This is a genomic window from Nocardioides speluncae (assembly GCF_003121585.1).
In the GTDB taxonomy this organism is placed as follows: Bacteria; Actinomycetota; Actinomycetes; order Propionibacteriales; family Nocardioidaceae; genus Nocardioides; species Nocardioides speluncae.
In genome coordinates, this window is sequence record NZ_QEOO01000002.1 from 54,381 (window position 1) to 69,816 (window position 15,436).

The window sequence follows — 15,436 nt, forward strand, 5'->3', positions numbered from 1 at the left end:
CCGGTTCGCGTTGCCGGTCCTGCCGCTGATCCTCGGCGTCATCCTCGGGCCGCTCATGGAGCTGAAGTTCCGGGAGGCGCTGTCGATCTCCGACGGCGAAGCCTCCGGTCTGGTCAACGAGCCGCTCGCGGTCATCGTCTACGTGATCGTGGCGCTCGCCGTCGCCGTACCCGCTGTGCTGTCTTTGGTGCGCCGGCCACAGGCCGCGGACCCCGATAAGGAGAAGGAGCTGGTGTCGTGAGTGGCACGATCGTGGTCGGCTGGAGCGCCGACAAGTACGGCGCGGCCGCCGTCGAGCACGCCGTCGCCGAGGCCCGGCTCCGGTCGGCATCGGTGGTGGTCGTCAACGCCACCCGCGGCGACGCGCTGGTCGACGACCGATACGCCCGGAGCGGCGACGTCGCCGTCCTGGAGTCGTCACTGGCCGACTCCGGAGTGCCGTTCGAGGTCCGCCAAAGCATGGGCCCCGACGTCGCCGACCAGGTCCTCGACGTCGCCGACGAGGTCGGCGCCACCCTCATCGTCGTCGGCCTCCGCCACCGCACCCCCGTCGGCAAACTGGTGATGGGCTCCGTAGCCCAACGCATCCTCCTCGGCGCCACCTGCCCCGTCCTCGCCGTCAAGCCTTCGTAGAGGTGGTCGAGCACATCGGGTTGTCGAGCAGGTTGCGACGGATGGCCGCCGGTTGAGGAGGTCGCTCTGCGACCGTCTCGAAACCAAGGCCCACCGCCAACCGGGTGGACGAGCGAACTGGGTGGTCGAGCAGGTTGCGCTAGCAACCGTCGTCGAGACCACAGGCGGTGACGCAAGGCGCCGAACCGTGGCAGGGTGCGGAACATGGTGGACTACAACCCATTCGAGGTCCTCACGAAGTCGCAGCGCGCAGCCCTCGGCCTCGCCAGCGAAGCCTGGACCCGCCTGTACGACGCGACCGTCACCGGCGTCACCCAGCCCGAGGAGGCGCTGCGCCAGGTGGGCGCGCTGGTCACCGCCGTCGGCGACCTCGCCAGCGCCACCGCCCAGCCCCTCCAGGACTTCCTGACCCGCCAGCGCGAACTCGCCGAGTCCATGGCCACCCTCGCCAACGCCCACGCCGAACTAGCCCAAGTCGCCGCCACCCTCGCCGAACGCCACGCCGCCACTGTTGATGCCCTTGAGAAACTCAGCGCGCCGGTGCTCGGCCTAGTGATCAAGGAGCGCCCGGAGGACGACCCAGCCGTCGGTTGATGACGTCGCTCGGCGACTCCCGACGCCAAGCCCAACCGCTGACAACCTGCTGAGGAAAGGCCGGACCGTGCGTCACTTCGCCCAGAACGACGCAGACGAGTGCTGCAGCAGCGGCCTACCGTAGGTCCATGCGAACTCGGCGCTTTGGGCCAGGTCCCCGGCAGTGGCGTGGGCGTCTCGTCGGATTCGTCACAGGCGGTGAACCAGTGGATGGATGCGAACCTGTCTCGGTGGTCATTGCTGGCGAAACGGTCGGCGACCTGGAGCAGCGCGCCGCTGACCTAGGTGTGTGGCACCCGCACTTGTGGCCACGGATGAGGCCTTCCCGCAAGGAAGCGGATATGGCCCTACGGGATGCCAATCAGTTCGTGTGGCGTGTCGGCCTCGAGACGCGATGGCGCCCTTCGGACTCCTGGCCGGGAAGCACCTAGATTCCGTCGACCAGGAGATACAGCGGTGTGTTCTACCGCCGCCTCCGGGCAACGCCCACCCGGAGACGCGTCGAGCGTCGGACCCGACGATGGTTGGTACGGGCATCTGCGAACAGAGGTGACCACCCGTCTTTACTGGCGCGTGGCTACCGGTCACACGGTCGCAGCGACGAACTCAGTCGACCCACCTTACGACGGCTATGCCCGACGTGCATCGCGCATTTCGCGCGGAACACCGAGCCTGCGTCACTTCGTCGCCAAGGCTCTACGAGCAGAGGTCGGCCACCGGGTCTCGTGTGCACGCTCCGAGGCATCTTAACTCCAGCGTCCACATCGACAGACAGAGGCCGTGCCCCTACCAGCTCACTTCGCCGTACTTGGCCCACGCCTCGTTGAGCTGGCTTGACTGAGCCTCCCGATCCGGGGCAACGGCGAACTCCAGCCCGGTGTTGTATGCGATCAGCCATATGGCATTCGCGAGGTCTGCGTAGCGATCGTCGTCGACCTCGCCCTTGATGGTGACGGTGATGGTTCGGGTCATGTAGGCAGACTGCCAGCCTTGCTCGATGGAGTGCCAAGCCTCTGCCGGAGGTGCGTCACTCCGCCGCCTTTCGGCGCGGTGTCCCGTCAGTCCACGGACCACGGGGCTGCAAACTTGAACCGTGCCGTTGTTCGACGAGGTCCTCAAGCGCAGAGTTGTGATACTCGACGGCGGGATGTCCAACGCTCTAGAGGACCGAGGTCACGATCTGTCCGACGACCTGTGGACCGCGCGGCTGCTCCGTGATGACCCGGCCGAGATCGTCGCTGTGCACCGCGCCTACTTCGAGGCGGGCGCCGACGTCGCGACGACGGCGAGCTATCAGGCCAGCATGCCCGGCCTGATCCGCGCCGGTCTCTCCGGTGAGGCCGCAGCCGGACTGATTCGGAGTAGCGTCCGCCGTGCCCGGGAGGCGGCGGAAGCGGTCGCCGCGTCGACCGGGCGGGAGCTCCTGGTCGCAGCCTCGGTCGGACCCTACGGTGCCGCGCTGGCGGACGGCTCTGAGTACCGCGGCAGGTACGGCGTCTCCGCGGCCACCCTCCGCGACTTCCACGCGCCGCGGCTCGAGCTCCTCGCCTCGGCGGCTCCGGACCTACTGGCGGTCGAGACCATCCCAGACCTCGACGAAGCCGAGGTCCTGGTGCCGCTGCTGGACGCGCTCGGCGTGCCTGCGTGGTTCTCCTACTCCGTCAGCGGCGGCGAGACGCGCGCGGGGCAGCCGCTGCGCGCGGCGTACGAGGTCCTCGCTGGGAGTACGGCGGTCGGCGCCGCCGGGGTCAACTGCTCGGCGCCGGCCGACGTCCTCACCGCCGTCGAGACGGCGGTCTCGGTCACGGGGAAGCCAGGTGTCGCCTATCCCAACCGCGGCGAGGAGTGGGACGCCCGGTCGCACTCCTGGGCGGGGCAGGGATCGTTCGACCCCGCGCTCGCTACCACCTGGTTGGAAGCGGGGGCACGCCTGATCGGCGGCTGTTGCCGGGTCGGACCCGCGGACATCGCGCGACTGGCGACGACGCTCCTACGCTGATGCCATCAAGAGTCGGCCGCGTCGCAGCGCCGCGAAGAGCCCGTGTCGAGAGCAGGACCGCTGCCGGGCTCGACTGCTGCGCCGCCTGGGTGCACCATCGGAATGATGGCGTACGACGTGACCTTGATCTTCGACGACCGTCCGGGTGAGCTCGCCCGGCTGGGCGAGGTCGCGGGTGCCGCGGGGGTGAACATCGACGGCTTCGCGGCCTTCACCGGCGAGGGCAAGGGCGTGGTGCACGTCCTCGTCGCGGATGACCGACTCGACACACTTCGGGACGCGTTGACCCAAGCGGGCATGTCGATTGCCGACGAACGTGAAGTGTTTGTGGTGACCGTCGCAGACGAGCCGGGAGCCCTCGGCGAGGTCACCCGCCGCCTCGCGGACGCCAACGTCAACATCGACTTGGCGTACACGACCTTCGGCGGGGTGCGGATGGTCTTCAGCACCGACGACGTGCGCCTCGCTCGCGAAGCGCTCGACGGCTGACAACCTGCAGATACCCCGTCGTTGACCAGCGTGACGCGGACTGGCGACAGCGCCATTCCGCCGCGAATGATCACGCCTGGACCGACGACGCGACTGACCTGCGCGGCTACTCCGCGTCTTGGTCGGCGTGGCCGGCCTCCTCCAGCGAGCCCGTCAGCCGCTGGTCGAGGATCGACTCATAACCCGGCCAGTTAGCGCGGTTCAGGACCACCGTCCGGCCTTTGCCCCCGGGTGGGCCGATGGTCAGCAGGATTGTCGAGTTCGCGTCAACCTCGCATGTGATCTCTAGCTCTCCCTTGGAGCCGCTCTGGTATTCGAGGATTCCGATTGGTTCGGTGCCCAAGCCCGCCCAAGGAGTCCTTATCTCGACGACTCGGATCCGGTATGTCCGGCCGGCCTCGTGGTTCAGCAGGTCGATGATTTCTGTGCGCTTGGTGGGAATGGTCGTCCCCTTTGCCACGATCGTGAGCACCTCGGTGTTGGCCTCATCGTTGTAGGCCATTCGCGCCGCAGCCTTCGGATCTGTCCGCTCGACGAGCACGCCGATGCCTTGCTGGAGCACGTCGAGGAGCAGTTGGTCCTTCCGATGACCCCGAAGGACACCGACCTGCTGGGCGAGGCCCTGAACGACCGCGTCGTTTTGGAAGGTCGAGATGACGGTTGCGGGGGTCATCGAACCGACCGTCTTGATCAGGCTCGGGACACGCGTGCCTTGCCCACAGAGCAGGACGTGTTTGATCCCACGAAGGGCTTGTACAACGAGGGTGTCCGACGACGGCTCGTCGAGGACAGCTCCGTAAGCGAGGGCCTCTCGTACAACAGCGAAGATCGAGTCGGCGACGCGGCGGTTGAGCGGCTGGGTGATCTCCTCGAACGACGCCCGATCAATACGCAGGAGCAGGTCGCCATCGCCGCCCTCGGCCTCGACGTCGGCGACGAGGACCTCGCAGGAGTCCCGCGTCGAGAGCACGTGCTTCGCGCGCACTGCCTCCCTGCAGACCTGGTTGCGGACAAAAGGCGGCAGCTCCGCCGTCCCCAGGCGCTGACGAACTTGGCGGCGGAGGAGTTCCTCCAGCGCCTCGTCGTAGTCGATGCCACCCAGTCGGCCATCGCCCTGAGTGGCCTTGATCTCGGACAGCGTGAACCCGTCATCGTCGATCCCGAGTTCGTAGACCGAGACGTCGAGCGTCCCTCCACCCAGATCGATGATCAGGGCCCACTCGTAGCCCGTATCGGGACCGAGGTATCCCGTTGCCGAGGGCTCCGGCAGGAAGCGCATCACCTTGAGCCCGGCGAGGTCCATCGCCTGCTGCAGCGCGTTCGACTGCGCGATGCTGAAGCTCGCCGGGTAGGAAGCTACGACCGCCTCGATCGGCGCCCCGATGAACTCCTCGGCGTTGCGACGCACGGAGCGGAGGATCAGGCTGCAGACGAACTCCGCCGTGAGGCTCTTGTCGTGGATCGTGAATTGAGTCGGCGACCCGAGTTCGCGCTTCGGGTACCACACCGTCCCGGCAGGTCGTAGCCGGTCCAACTCGATCGCATCGGCGCCGACGACGTAGTCCCAATCGCTGTCGAAGTTCACGACCGACGGGACATGGCTCCTCCCGTCGGGGCCAGGGACGACGTGCATCTCGCCCTTGCTGTCGAGCACCGCGGCGAGCGTATTGCAGGTCCCGAAGTCGAGCGCCAAGGTGGGCTGTAGTCCCGGCGTCGTGGACGTGGGCACGCGGGCCGGCCGCCGTTCCTCGCCGACGCTCAGCGACGTACGCCACTGGTTGCGCTTCGCCTGGGACACGATCTCCAAAGCCAGGACCTCGGCGGGTTCCAGTCGCGCGACTGGATCCTGCCTGGGCTTGCCGTACAGGTGACACAGCTCCGGCACGCGGCGTTGCAGATAGGAGTTCAGCTCGTGCAAGGTCCGGCATCGGCCCAGATCGCTGAGCCCCTCGCACAGCGCTTCGGTGAAGATGCCGCTGCCCACGGCCTGGTGCTCGTACGAGCGCTGCCCCGGCGCACAGGAGCTGAAGGTGATGTTGCCGGAGGGAAGTAGTGCGTTGACATCAACCCCAGGTCCCTCGTGCGGGCTTCTGCCCTTGCTGTCGCTGACAGCCTCACGGCACGCGTCGACCAGGAGGACGAGGTGTCTAGGGGACCATTCCTGAAGCCTGGCGACCACGGTCTGGACGGAGAGCGCCGTGTGCTCAAGGTCCTCGCCCACAGAGTCACCGAGGAGGAGGTACTCATGGCCGTCGGACATCGAGTGATAGCCGTGCCCGCTGAAGAAGAAGAAGAGCGTGTCAAGGTTCGGCGGCGGGCCCTGTAGCCGGGCCCTGGACAATGTGCGCAGGACGTTGGTGAACGTCGGCCGTGTGCGAGGCGCGGCGTCTTCCTCGTTGAGGACGACGATGGCGTTGGCGTCGAGACCGCACGTGCTCTGCAATGTATCGGCGATCCGGCGTGCGTCGTCAGAAGCGAACCGCAGGCTCGGGATCGGATCCTCGTACGCCGAGCAGCCGACGACGACGGCCAGATTCATGACGTCGCCGCGGCCTCCCGCTTCTTAAAAGTTAAACGGAGCCCGCCTGTGACCGCCATCGAGACCGCCCCGACAAGCCGTACCTCCCCCGAGCCGGTGAGTTCGGCGTATACCTCGAAGCTGTCCAGTTCGTATGGCCCGTCAGCGGCACTGATCCTGTCGAAGACCGCGTCCATGGTCCGGCTCAACCGAGCAACATTCTCCGCCAGTCGCTCTGCGCTAACGTCGGTCACCCGCATGACAGGATCATTCCTACCGAAAATCTTCGCGTCCTCGTCATCCCGTCGATCGGCGTACACGACGGTCACAGGGTCAACAGCTTCCATGCTCAACCTCCAATCAGGCCCCCGTCCGAGCCCGGACAGCTTTCGGGCCATGTTGGCATAAAGCCACGCGAGCATCGAGGGCGTGACCTGGGATCGGTCGCGTACCAGCCGGGAACCGCGTACGGTCCTGGACCCCGCATCATTCCGCCGCGTTGGCTTCGCCGAGCTGACGCAGGTCACGGGCCGACTTCACGCAGGATCCGCAGGTCGATCTCGTGTTCGTCAGGGCAGGGTGTGAGATCGAAGGGGCAGGTCAATCGATCTCTCGTGGCGAACTCCGGATCGCGCGCCCGGGCAATGTCGACGCACATCGTGCAGAGCGTGGTGCCGGTCAAGTTGATGACGTCGGCCTCGAAGCCGCAGAAGGCGACGGTCCAGCTGGGGTCTCTACAGCAGACGAGGTGGAGGATCTCACCCTCATCGTTTTGAAGTTCGAGCTTTCGCGCAGTGGTGGCTTGGCCGACCCGCGCGCGGTGCGCCGCTGTTGAGAGGTCCACATGTCCAGTATTTCATCGCCGCCGGTGCGGCAGTGGCCGAACTGGGCAACGACGATCGCGGCTGTGTCAATCCGCCGCGAGCCGGACGCACTCTCACGCCCTCCTCGGCCGCAGGCAGACCGAGGGAGATCGCGTGAGTCATGGTTCCAGTGTGGCGTCCCCTCACCGGCGGTCATGTTGCAACGAAGGTGCGTCATTCCGCGACAGCGGCAGTGTCGATCGCCTAACAGCCGATTGAGTCTCGGGACCGCCTAGACACACAGCCAGCAGTAGAGACGCTGGCCGACTTCCTCAGCGCCGCGCGCGAGCGATGCGAAGTCGCGCAGAAACTCGGCCAGTGCTTCAGGATCAGCCTGACCCCAGAACTCTTCCGTCTGACTCCACGGCACAGCGACTTGGGCCAGTCGCTCGTCCGAGGCATTAGCCAGTGCGGCTGCGAGAGAGTCTGTGATCGTCAGCACGAGCAACTCGCCTCCATTCGCGGATGCAAGGTCCTTGCCGCTTCGTGGATCCGCAGCGAGATCGTCATACGGGCGACCGGTCAGCAGTTCCTCGAGAGTGCCCAGTTGGACCAGAGGATCGATGCCCTTCACTGACAACGTGTCGTAGATCGGGAGGCCCTCGTCGATGCCGAGTTGAGGTTCCGGCACAGGCCGCTTACGGCCAAACAGCCCACGCTTCGCGGGCGCCGCGTCCGGGGCTTCCATGACCGTCTGAGAGCCGGGGCCACCCAAGCGATCGATTGTGGCCGCGGCAGCGTCGTCCGACGGAGCGGTGAAGTAGTCGTAGAGGACACCCATGCGCGGAATCCTGCCGTATCCCGTTACCGATCGACGCCGATCTGCGGCGTGAGACGAAATCGTCGCTCCTCGAGCCGCCCATCTCGACTCGGCGCGGAGGCGCACTCAGGTACGTCTTACCGCCGCGTGCGCGGCGCAATCTCAAGTCGATGTGCGCGCGATTGGGAGCGTCCCTGAGAGTGCAGGACGAGCCGCGGCGTGATGACCGATGGCGCGCGGATCCAACGCTCAGCAGTCCGCCATCGAAGGCGCCTATACGCTTCGCGCGTGCCGAGATTGAAACTTGCGGTCGTGGGCGCGGTCAGCGCCGTTGTTGTTGCAGCAGCGGTGGTCGCTGCCCTCCAACTTTGGCCAGCCAACGAGCCAAGCGCACGCGAGACCGCCGAAACGTACTTCGCAGCCTGGGAAGCAGGCGACGTCGACGGTATGTGCGTTCTCCTCACCGCGGCCCAGCGTGACGACATGGTCAGATGCGCGAAGGGCCCGGACGACGAATGGGTCGACAACGTGAAGCGGCTCCGTCACACGATCCACGACGTCGAAGAAGATGGCGACGCCGCGACGATTCACTACGACCAGGTCGACTCGAACCCCAGGTATCCGGTCGCGCTCAACAGCACCGGCACTCTGCACCTCGTGAAGGTCGACGGCGCGTGGCGAATCGACGACAACGAGCTCGTTGCGGACAACTCTGGCGCCTAGCAGCCAGCCGCTGCACACGTCCGAGCGTCGTCGGAGCCACGGCCGGGGGCTGGGTGGCCTTGCGGATCTGCCCGGAAACGACGAACCCGAAGGGTTCGCCTCGTAAAGGGACGCGGAGCGGGCTCGGCGGCCTTCGCTGGCGGTAGCCCGGGCTACTCCGGCCGTGACAGAACTCCACGCGGAAAGTTACAGCGACGCGGTACAGACGCAGCCCTAAGATCGCAGGATGGATCGCTCTCCCAGAATCAACAAGTTCTCGTGGGGCGTAGTGGAGGTCGAAGGGCACAGCTCCTTCAAGGACGTGAAGCTCTGGCCAGGCGGAGCCCGCCTATGGGATTGGAACGAGACCGGAACGCGCCATCGACCGGGCATCCAGTGTGCAGACGTGCAGGAGCTGCTTGGGCACGGTGCGGAGATTGTCGTTCTTAGCCGCGGCGTTGACGAGGTTCTGCAAGTCCCGCCGCAGCTCGTCACCGACCTCGAGGAACGAGGGATCGAGGTTGTGGTGGCGCCGTCACGCGAGGCGGTGGATCGCTACAACGACCTCGCCGGTTCCCGAGCGGTGGGATGTCTTCTGCACTCCACATGCTGAGGGTCGGAAGCCGGCGCACACGTCACGATCCGCCGCCTGGCCGAACCTAGGGCTCGACTAGATCAAGAGCCCACGGCCAGTGGTAACCGGCCGCAACATCCTCTCCACTGCCGGACTCGATCGGATCGACGCTGCCAACCGCGCCCGTGGACGGATCGACGATGGTGACGCCGGCGCACCGCAGGACCGCGAGGGAGGCGAGCCAGGCTGGGTGGCCGGCGAGGTCGTGCTTCGCGAAGGGGACGGCGACGGTAGGGACGCGGGCGCCAAGGGCGGCGCAGAGTGTGGTGAGTGGGAACGTGTTGGCGGTGCCGTTGGCCCATGCGGTCAGGGTGTTGAACGTCATCGGGGCGACCACAACAGCGTCGGGCGGCGGGACGCGCTTGGGTTCGCCGGGGAGGCGGTTGCCGGTGATGACTTCGACGTCGGAGAGGTCGAGTGGTTCGAGCCAGGGTATGGCGGCGTCGGTGGGGATCAGGATCGGGTCCCAGCCTCGGTCTCGTGCCTCGTGGATGCCGTCGACGGCCCTAGCCGCCAAGGGCGCCCCGCACGTCACCAGGTACAGCGTGCGCCCGGTCAATTGAGGATCCCTGCGCGCGTCGCCATCGTGGTGAGCGCCGCCGACGGCCGCCGGGCGCGCTTCAGCAGGTCACGTACGAGGCCCTGCGCGACCGAGTCGAACCTCAAGACCTCGGGCGCGACGGACTCTGCCCGCTTCAGATGAAGGATCGCCTCCAGGTCGTTCCGAGCCTGGGTCTGAGCCCAGGCCAGGTCGAGGTAGATCCGCGACCGGCGACCGTTGAGTCCGACCGGGAACGACTCCGGGTCGATATCGGCTGCAGCGCGAAGAACCGCGCGTGGGTCACCGAGCTCGGCGTGCGACGAGGCGCGGTGTACGGCGACGTTGGTCGGGCCGAACGCGGTCCAGGCGTGGTTCGCGTCGCGGCCCAATAGCTCACCGAGTCGCTCGGCGTGCACCAGCCGTTCGATAGCGATGGGGCGGTCGGACCGCCGCGCCGCGATGACAGCCGCGAGCAGCCAGAGCGCGCCCGAGAGGGAGACGAGGTCCGGAGAGTCCGAGGTCGCGTCGGTCATGAGGCCTTCGGCCGCGCGTACCGCCAGCAACTCCGCAGCATCCGCACCATCAACCAGCAGCAACGCACACGCGACCTGGTAGGCGGCCATCCCTTCGGCCGCCGTCGACTCGGCCGCCACGGCGGCGTGGGTCGCCCGATCGGCGGCAAGCCATGCGAGGTGGGCCTCCCCCACCTTGGTGAGCAGCTTGGCGGTCACGACGTACGCCATGCACCGCGCAAGGTGCACACCTCGGCCGGCGCGCCCCGCGCTCCCGTCGTAGTAGGCATCGGCGGCGCCGAGGATCTCTGGCAGCATCGCCGCTGCGCGCTCGTACCGCGCCGCTTGGTACTCGTGGTTGACCAGGACGACGGCGTTGCGGAGCTGCGGCAATGGCCATGGGGTAGACGGCTCGGCGAACATCTCGCCGTACGCCGACAGCTGCGAGCGAAGCGCATCCAGTGCCTTCATCCGTGAGGAGCCGGTCGGGGTGATGAGCCGCTCGCTGTCAATCAGATCGGCGACCTCGCACCGCAGCGCAACGGCGAGATCGCGCAAGGTGGAGAGTCGATCGACACCACGGAGGCCGCGCTCGACCTGAGACAGCCAGGAGCGTGACCTGCCCACCAGCCCGGCCAGTGCGTCCTGGGACATGCCCTGGCGTCTGCGGCGGGCCGCGATCCGTTCGCCTACGTGCATCGAAGACCTCGTGCTTGTTGGTGCTGCCGAGTGTCCCCCAGCCTGCGGCGGCGATTGCGCACGAAAGTGCGCAGCCTGCCGAGTGCACGCTCACCCGGCGAGCCCGAAGCACGGTGCGTGCATGGACAAGTCATCCGCACAGCCACAGCGTACGGGCGCAGAACTGGTGATGGTGCGAGTGTGGTTCGGCCGTCACATCGTCTGCGAGTACTCCGCCGTCCCGAGCCTCGCCGAGCGGTACGCCGCAGCGATGGGGCGCAGATTCCTCGGCGTGCGGGTCTCCACCGAGCCTGATCGATCCGGTAGTCGGCAGCCGCCTCCGTTGCCTGCCGAGCGGATGTGGGAGCTGCCGCCGCGATGAGGTCGACCGCATCGGTCACCACCTGGGTTGTCTGCGGGCTCCTGCTCAGTTGGCTCGCGCCGTGGGCCTTGCTCGGACTGATGCTTCTGCTGCTCGGTGTCGCGGTTCGTATCGACGACCGAGGTTGACGCCCAACCTCAAAGTCCACGGGTCGCGTCGGCCAATTCGGTGCGAGCGCGCACCGTCCATTGGTAGCAGTGCTGGTCCCGATTCAGCGCAAGCAGCGATGCGGCTTCCACCCGCGCCGACGCCGTACAGGTCTCATCGTTTCCGAGAGCGGCGACGATGTCCGATAGCGGTACGCCGTCGGCGTTGCTGTACGCCACGCTCAGGTGTGGCCTGAACCCGTCCGCTGACTCTGGGACATCCGCCGAACCCAGTACGTCAGCGATCGCCGACCGCAGTTCGCTGCGCAGCCGGGCGAGTGGCTCGACCGGTTTGACCTCAAACCGCACGACCTCAGGCTCGATCGACAGATCTCGGATGGAGACCTGAAACGCGGTCAGCGACGCACAACGCTCTGCGGCGGCGGCAACGATCTGATCAAGCACGTCGGCCTCGATCTCGTCCCTGAAACCGATGCCTTGAACCGTCAGGTGAAGCCACTGAGGAGGGATCGGGTCGAGGCCGCTGATCGCGGCCAGACGCTGCTGGCAAGTCTGAACGACGCGGTGTACGTCGGTGGCTCGGTCGAACGTGATGTGCCACGTGTAGAACGCACGCCCGGCTCGCCAGCCGGATCGCCACCACCAATGATTCCTGGTGACCTCGGAAGACGCCTGGTTGCTTGCGGTCATGCCTCTGAGCTCCCTCCAGCCGAAAACCGTAGCCAACGGGCGTTGCCCATCATCACGCATTGGACTCGCGCGATCGCCGTGTTCGTCAGAGTGCGGCTGGCGCTGCCTTGCGTTAGGTGCGTCCGACTGGAGCAGACGAGTGAGACATCGCTGCTCCGGATGTCAGTCCGGTGTGCCCCGAACCGCGGCCGTGAGTAGGACCACGGCGTCCTCGAGCGCCTCGAAGGAGTCCCACTCGAGCGGGATCACGACGTAATCTCCCGGAGCCAGCTCGACGGTATCAGCGCCCGCGACCACCCGCGCGCGGCCGCGAATCAAGTGGAGGGTCACCTCGCTGGCGTTCTCGTGCTCGGCGAGCACGTGGCCGGCGGCAACCCCGATCAGCGTCTGACGCAGCGAATGACGGTGTCCGCCGTGGATGGTGACCCCGTACCGGCCGCTCGAGGCGGACCGAGCCTCCGCCAACAGCTTCTCGCCGAGTACCGCGAGCGCAACAGTCTCCATAGAAGTCCCCTTCGACGACCTCAGCGTAACGAGGCCGCGCGATCGACGTCAGCCGTGTAGTCCTGGTGCCCGCTCGACGCTCCGGATCGCCTGATCGGACTTCGTGTCCATAGCCGGTCGTGCCTCCGACGAGTGCGGAGTAGGTTGGTTGCAGGAGCGCCCTTCAGTGGACGTGTGTGGGCAGTACGCGCACATCGTTCGTCACTGAAGGGCCGTACCCGATGCCGCTCAGCAGCATCGATCGACTCTCGCTCGAGAGCGGCATTCCGCCGCGAGAGCGCCGGCACGACCGGATCTAGGTGCGTGAGCATGGTGGAGATAGTGCTGCGGGTCCGACTCGTGAGTGGTGACCAGCTCGACGTCAGGTATGAGCACGACGCGGTCGACGAGAACGAGGTCATCCAACGAGTCGTCTCAACGCTTGCGGAAGAGTCTGGCGTGCTTCGCACCCGGCACGGTGACCGGCTCATAGTGCTCTATGGCAGGGGCGTTGCCGCCGTCGAGGTGGCGCCACGCGGCGCAGTCCTGTGAGTCCGTGACGGTTGCTGCCGTCGTCGTACGAGATCGTCGCCTCTCGGCCCCAGACGCACGACGAGCCCCGACCGCAGCGTGTGCGGTCGGGGCTCGTCGGTGAAGTCAGGAGACGCGGACGTTCTCGGCCTGCGGGCCCTTGGGGCCAGCGGTGACGTCGAACTCAACCTTCTGGTTCTCGTCGAGCGACTTGTAGCCGCTGGTCTGGATCGCGGAGTAGTGGACGAATACGTCCTCGCCGCCGCCATCCTGCGCAATGAAGCCGAAACCCTTTTCGGCGTTGAACCACTTGACGGTTCCCTGAGCCATGATCTGATCCTTTGTTTCGTGCCGGGGCACCGTGCCCCGAGCTGCTGAAGACATCCACCTGCGCTGATGTCCAGCGAACCGAAAACCAGGAGTACGAGATACAAGCCGCGACGTCTTGTGCGGCAAGGATGGCTTGGGAGCCATCCCTTCAACAGGCTCCACAATAGTGCATCGGCGCTGCCAACGGTGTTTTGGCGGATGCCGGCTCGGTTGGGCGGCACGAGGTGGCGCGCTCTTGAACCTCCAGCGGCTAGAGGTACTAGCGTCGTTTTCGTGACGGAGCGGCGGTGGCGGATCGGCCAGGTGGCGGTGGCTACGGGACTCAGCGTGCGCACCCTTCGGTACTACGAGACGCAGGGCCTCGTCGTACCGTCCGGCCGGCTCGCGGGTGGCCACCGGGTGTACTCACTGGAGGACGTCGAGCGGCTGTACCGCGTGTGCGTGCTGCGTCGCCTGGGCCGGCCGGTCGCGGAGATACCGTCGCTGCTCGCGCAGCCGGAGGACCTGATGGCCACCGTCGACCAGCACCTCGCCGATCTCGACGCAAGGTTGGCGGCCATGGGACGCGAGCGGGACCGGGTGATGTCGGCCCGGCGTACCGTCGCCGAGGAGCCGGTGTCCGACCTCGAGATCATGGCGCTGCTCGACGGCATCGGCGACGCGGACTCCGCCGCGCTGCAGCGCATCACGCTCCTCGTGTACGACGACCTCGAGGCCGCCCACGACTTCCTGGTCACCGTATTCGGGTTCAGCCCGGGCGAGCTGACCCGTGACGAGGCCGGACGGGTGGTCCATGGCGAGGTGCACGTCGGCGACGGCGTCGTCTGGCTGCACCGCGCGGCCCCTGAGCACCGGCTCGCCTCCCCTCGCACCCTCGGCGCGAGCACCCACTGCATGGCCGTCATGGTCGACGACGTGGATCGGCACTACGTGCGCACCCGCGCGGCCGGCGCGATCATCACGGCCGGGCCGCGCGACGAGCCGTACGGCTACCGCGAGTACGACGCCCTCGACAGCGAGGGCGGGACCTGGTCGTTCATGGCACCGCTCGACACCACAGACGAAGGAGACACCCCATGAGTACCGACAGCCCGGACACCACCGACCATCACGCGACCTTCCAGTCGCTGCTCGACCAATGGGCCGAGGCCATCGTCGCCAACGACGCCACCCGCATCGGCTCCTTCGCCGAACCCGACTGGGCACTGGTCGGTCCCGAAGGCGGACCGGGTGAGCGGGCGCAGTTCCTGGCTCTGGTCGAGTCCGGAGACCTGACCCATTCCGAGATGGCCTTCGAGCTCCTCTCGGCCAGGGTCTACGACGACGTCGCGGTCGTCCTGGCCCACGGCACCAACAAGGGCACCTGGCAGGGCGCGCCGTTCTCCGCCGACGAGTGGGTCACCGACGTCTTCGTCCGTCGGCCGGACGGCTGGCGGTGCGCCATGTCGGCCCTGACCCCGAACTACGCGGCGACCCAACCCGACAACGAGGAGTCCCAGTGAACACTGTCACCCCATGCCTGCTCTATGAAGACGTCGCGTCGGCGCTGGCGTTCCTGTCCCGCGCGTTCGGCTTCACCGAGACCCTGCGCTACGACGACCCCGCGGGATACGTCAGCCACGCCGAGATGCGGTACGGCGACAGCACCCTCATGCTCGGCGACCCGGGCCCGGACTACCGCAGCCCCAAGAACCTCGGCGCGACGACGGTCCAGCTCCATCTCCAGGTCGACGACGTCGACGCACTCTGCGCGCGGGCACGCGAGGCCGGCGCGGAGATCATCCGTGACCCCGAAGACCAGGCCTACGGCGAGCGAAGCTTCTCGGCAACCGACCCGGAAGGGCACGTCTGGACATTCGGGCAGCACCTGCGCGACGTACCCGCCGAGGAGTGGGGAGCCGTCTCCTCGTGACGGTGCGGGCGAGCGTGGAGAAGGACCTGTGGCCACTGATCGAGACCCTCGTCGACTCCCCTGAGATCGCCGGCCTGG

Annotated in this window: 21 protein-coding genes; 11 read left to right on the forward strand and 10 right to left on the reverse strand. The window is 67.0% G+C overall.

What is annotated here, in order from left to right; translation table 11 throughout:
• The first annotated feature begins 237 nt into the window (after positions 1 to 237).
• Complete coding sequence (locus DDV73_RS01610) at positions 238 to 633, forward strand: universal stress protein (RefSeq protein WP_240617045.1); 396 nt, start codon at positions 238 to 240, stop codon at positions 631 to 633.
• Positions 634 to 837: 204 nt separating this feature from the next.
• Positions 838 to 1,227, forward strand: coding sequence for a hypothetical protein (locus DDV73_RS01615; protein ID WP_109505510.1), 390 nt, complete (start codon positions 838 to 840; stop codon positions 1,225 to 1,227).
• 786 nt (positions 1,228 to 2,013) lie between these two features.
• On the opposite strand, the gene DDV73_RS01620 is transcribed toward DDV73_RS01615, so the two are convergent.
• The gene (locus DDV73_RS01620) at positions 2,014 to 2,199 is read right to left on the reverse strand and encodes a hypothetical protein (RefSeq protein WP_109505511.1); all 186 of its coding nucleotides are present in this window, start codon (positions 2,197 to 2,199) and stop codon (positions 2,014 to 2,016) included.
• A gap of 121 nt (positions 2,200 to 2,320) precedes the next feature.
• On the opposite strand from DDV73_RS01620, the gene mmuM reads away from it, so the two are divergent.
• Complete coding sequence (gene mmuM, locus DDV73_RS01625; RefSeq protein WP_240617046.1) at positions 2,321 to 3,226, forward strand: homocysteine S-methyltransferase; 906 nt, start codon at positions 2,321 to 2,323, stop codon at positions 3,224 to 3,226.
• A gap of 105 nt (positions 3,227 to 3,331) precedes the next feature.
• Entirely contained in the window at positions 3,332 to 3,715 is a 384-nt protein-coding gene (locus DDV73_RS01630) for an ACT domain-containing protein (RefSeq protein WP_109505543.1), read from the forward strand.
• A gap of 106 nt (positions 3,716 to 3,821) precedes the next feature.
• Here DDV73_RS01630 and DDV73_RS01635 read toward each other — a convergent pair whose 3' ends face one another.
• The 4 genes from DDV73_RS01635 to DDV73_RS01650 all read right to left on the reverse strand — a co-directional run bounded on the left by DDV73_RS01635 (position 3,822) and on the right by DDV73_RS01650 (position 7,877).
• Positions 3,822 to 6,254 (reverse strand): Hsp70 family protein, encoded by a 2,433-nt coding sequence (locus DDV73_RS01635; protein WP_109505512.1) that lies wholly within the window; start codon positions 6,252 to 6,254, stop codon positions 3,822 to 3,824.
• Positions 6,251 to 6,580 carry a Pepco domain-containing protein gene (locus DDV73_RS01640; protein ID WP_154402567.1) on the reverse strand — a complete coding sequence of 110 codons (330 nt, stop codon included), beginning with the start codon at positions 6,578 to 6,580 and terminating at the stop codon, positions 6,251 to 6,253. The genes DDV73_RS01635 and DDV73_RS01640 overlap by 4 nt, the downstream gene beginning before the upstream one ends.
• A 176-nt stretch (positions 6,581 to 6,756) precedes the next feature.
• Positions 6,757 to 7,077, reverse strand: coding sequence for a hypothetical protein (locus DDV73_RS01645; RefSeq protein ID WP_109505514.1), 321 nt, complete (start codon positions 7,075 to 7,077; stop codon positions 6,757 to 6,759).
• Between the two features lie 251 nt (positions 7,078 to 7,328).
• Positions 7,329 to 7,877 (reverse strand): hypothetical protein, encoded by a 549-nt coding sequence (locus DDV73_RS01650; RefSeq protein WP_109505515.1) that lies wholly within the window; start codon positions 7,875 to 7,877, stop codon positions 7,329 to 7,331.
• Positions 7,878 to 8,168: 291 nt separating this feature from the next.
• On the opposite strand from DDV73_RS01650, the gene DDV73_RS01655 reads away from it, so the two are divergent.
• Together DDV73_RS01655 and DDV73_RS01660 are read left to right on the forward strand one after the other, a co-directional pair.
• The gene (locus DDV73_RS01655) at positions 8,169 to 8,579 is read left to right on the forward strand and encodes a nuclear transport factor 2-like protein (RefSeq protein ID WP_154402568.1); all 411 of its coding nucleotides are present in this window, start codon (positions 8,169 to 8,171) and stop codon (positions 8,577 to 8,579) included.
• Between the two features lie 226 nt (positions 8,580 to 8,805).
• Positions 8,806 to 9,171: an Mth938-like domain-containing protein gene (locus DDV73_RS01660; RefSeq protein ID WP_109505517.1), complete on the forward strand. Its 366-nt coding sequence runs from the start codon at positions 8,806 to 8,808 to the stop codon at positions 9,169 to 9,171.
• Positions 9,172 to 9,217: 46 nt separating this feature from the next.
• Here DDV73_RS01660 and DDV73_RS01665 read toward each other — a convergent pair whose 3' ends face one another.
• Together DDV73_RS01665 and DDV73_RS01670 are read right to left on the reverse strand one after the other, a co-directional pair.
• Positions 9,218 to 9,751 carry a flavoprotein gene (locus tag DDV73_RS01665; protein ID WP_109505518.1) on the reverse strand — a complete coding sequence of 178 codons (534 nt, stop codon included), beginning with the start codon at positions 9,749 to 9,751 and terminating at the stop codon, positions 9,218 to 9,220.
• The gene (locus DDV73_RS01670; protein WP_109505519.1) at positions 9,748 to 10,944 is read right to left on the reverse strand and encodes a helix-turn-helix domain-containing protein; all 1,197 of its coding nucleotides are present in this window, start codon (positions 10,942 to 10,944) and stop codon (positions 9,748 to 9,750) included. Before DDV73_RS01670 ends, DDV73_RS01665 begins: the two co-directional genes overlap by 4 nt.
• A 121-nt stretch (positions 10,945 to 11,065) precedes the next feature.
• Between DDV73_RS01670 and DDV73_RS01675 the strand changes: the two genes are divergently transcribed.
• The gene (locus DDV73_RS01675; protein WP_109505544.1) at positions 11,066 to 11,305 is read left to right on the forward strand and encodes a hypothetical protein; all 240 of its coding nucleotides are present in this window, start codon (positions 11,066 to 11,068) and stop codon (positions 11,303 to 11,305) included.
• 137 nt (positions 11,306 to 11,442) lie between these two features.
• On the opposite strand, the gene DDV73_RS01680 is transcribed toward DDV73_RS01675, so the two are convergent.
• Positions 11,443 to 12,102: a 2'-5' RNA ligase family protein gene (locus tag DDV73_RS01680; protein ID WP_161962258.1), complete on the reverse strand. Its 660-nt coding sequence runs from the start codon at positions 12,100 to 12,102 to the stop codon at positions 11,443 to 11,445.
• Positions 12,103 to 12,264: 162 nt separating this feature from the next.
• Positions 12,265 to 12,606 (reverse strand): cupin domain-containing protein, encoded by a 342-nt coding sequence (locus tag DDV73_RS01685; RefSeq protein WP_109505521.1) that lies wholly within the window; start codon positions 12,604 to 12,606, stop codon positions 12,265 to 12,267.
• 309 nt (positions 12,607 to 12,915) lie between these two features.
• Here DDV73_RS01685 and DDV73_RS01690 point away from each other — a divergent pair, with 309 nt between their 5' ends.
• Positions 12,916 to 13,137 (forward strand): hypothetical protein, encoded by a 222-nt coding sequence (locus DDV73_RS01690; protein ID WP_109505545.1) that lies wholly within the window; start codon positions 12,916 to 12,918, stop codon positions 13,135 to 13,137.
• A gap of 105 nt (positions 13,138 to 13,242) precedes the next feature.
• Here the strand turns inward: DDV73_RS01690 and DDV73_RS01695 are convergent, their stop codons facing one another.
• Complete coding sequence (locus tag DDV73_RS01695; protein ID WP_109505522.1) at positions 13,243 to 13,446, reverse strand: cold-shock protein; 204 nt, start codon at positions 13,444 to 13,446, stop codon at positions 13,243 to 13,245.
• A 273-nt stretch (positions 13,447 to 13,719) separates the two neighbouring features.
• Between DDV73_RS01695 and DDV73_RS01700 the strand changes: the two genes are divergently transcribed.
• Genes DDV73_RS01700 through DDV73_RS01710 form a run of 3 tightly spaced genes read left to right on the forward strand, consistent with a single transcriptional unit; the run spans position 13,720 to position 15,358 of the window.
• Entirely contained in the window at positions 13,720 to 14,526 is an 807-nt protein-coding gene (locus DDV73_RS01700; RefSeq protein ID WP_206050653.1) for a MerR family transcriptional regulator, read from the forward strand.
• Positions 14,523 to 14,948, forward strand: a complete 426-nt coding sequence (locus DDV73_RS01705) for a nuclear transport factor 2 family protein (RefSeq protein WP_109505524.1) — start codon at positions 14,523 to 14,525, stop codon at positions 14,946 to 14,948. The genes DDV73_RS01700 and DDV73_RS01705 overlap by 4 nt, the downstream gene beginning before the upstream one ends.
• Complete coding sequence (locus tag DDV73_RS01710) at positions 14,945 to 15,358, forward strand: VOC family protein (RefSeq protein ID WP_109505525.1); 414 nt, start codon at positions 14,945 to 14,947, stop codon at positions 15,356 to 15,358. The genes DDV73_RS01705 and DDV73_RS01710 overlap by 4 nt, the downstream gene beginning before the upstream one ends.
• The last annotated feature ends 78 nt before the right edge of the window (positions 15,359 to 15,436 follow it).

What these genes read in the sequence shown, in the direction of transcription:
- DDV73_RS01675 (WP_109505544.1), top strand. Translation starts at nt 11,066, where the DNA reads ATGGACAAGTCATCCGCACAGCCACAGCGTACGGGCGCAGAACTGGTG.
- DDV73_RS01670 (WP_109505519.1), bottom strand. Translation starts at nt 10,944, where the DNA reads ATGCACGTAGGCGAACGGATCGCGGCCCGCCGCAGACGCCAGGGCATG.
- DDV73_RS01615 (WP_109505510.1), top strand. Translation starts at nt 838, where the DNA reads ATGGTGGACTACAACCCATTCGAGGTCCTCACGAAGTCGCAGCGCGCA.
- DDV73_RS01650 (WP_109505515.1), bottom strand. Translation starts at nt 7,877, where the DNA reads ATGGGTGTCCTCTACGACTACTTCACCGCTCCGTCGGACGACGCTGCC.
- DDV73_RS01630 (WP_109505543.1), top strand. Translation starts at nt 3,332, where the DNA reads ATGGCGTACGACGTGACCTTGATCTTCGACGACCGTCCGGGTGAGCTC.
- DDV73_RS01705 (WP_109505524.1), top strand. Translation starts at nt 14,523, where the DNA reads ATGAGTACCGACAGCCCGGACACCACCGACCATCACGCGACCTTCCAG.
- DDV73_RS01620 (WP_109505511.1), bottom strand. Translation starts at nt 2,199, where the DNA reads ATGACCCGAACCATCACCGTCACCATCAAGGGCGAGGTCGACGACGAT.
- DDV73_RS01640 (WP_154402567.1), bottom strand. Translation starts at nt 6,580, where the DNA reads ATGGAAGCTGTTGACCCTGTGACCGTCGTGTACGCCGATCGACGGGAT.
- DDV73_RS01690 (WP_109505545.1), top strand. Translation starts at nt 12,916, where the DNA reads ATGGTGGAGATAGTGCTGCGGGTCCGACTCGTGAGTGGTGACCAGCTC.
- DDV73_RS01680 (WP_161962258.1), bottom strand. Translation starts at nt 12,102, where the DNA reads ATGACCGCAAGCAACCAGGCGTCTTCCGAGGTCACCAGGAATCATTGG.
- DDV73_RS01660 (WP_109505517.1), top strand. Translation starts at nt 8,806, where the DNA reads ATGGATCGCTCTCCCAGAATCAACAAGTTCTCGTGGGGCGTAGTGGAG.
- DDV73_RS01695 (WP_109505522.1), bottom strand. Translation starts at nt 13,446, where the DNA reads ATGGCTCAGGGAACCGTCAAGTGGTTCAACGCCGAAAAGGGTTTCGGC.
- DDV73_RS01635 (WP_109505512.1), bottom strand. Translation starts at nt 6,254, where the DNA reads ATGAATCTGGCCGTCGTCGTCGGCTGCTCGGCGTACGAGGATCCGATC.
- DDV73_RS01685 (WP_109505521.1), bottom strand. Translation starts at nt 12,606, where the DNA reads ATGGAGACTGTTGCGCTCGCGGTACTCGGCGAGAAGCTGTTGGCGGAG.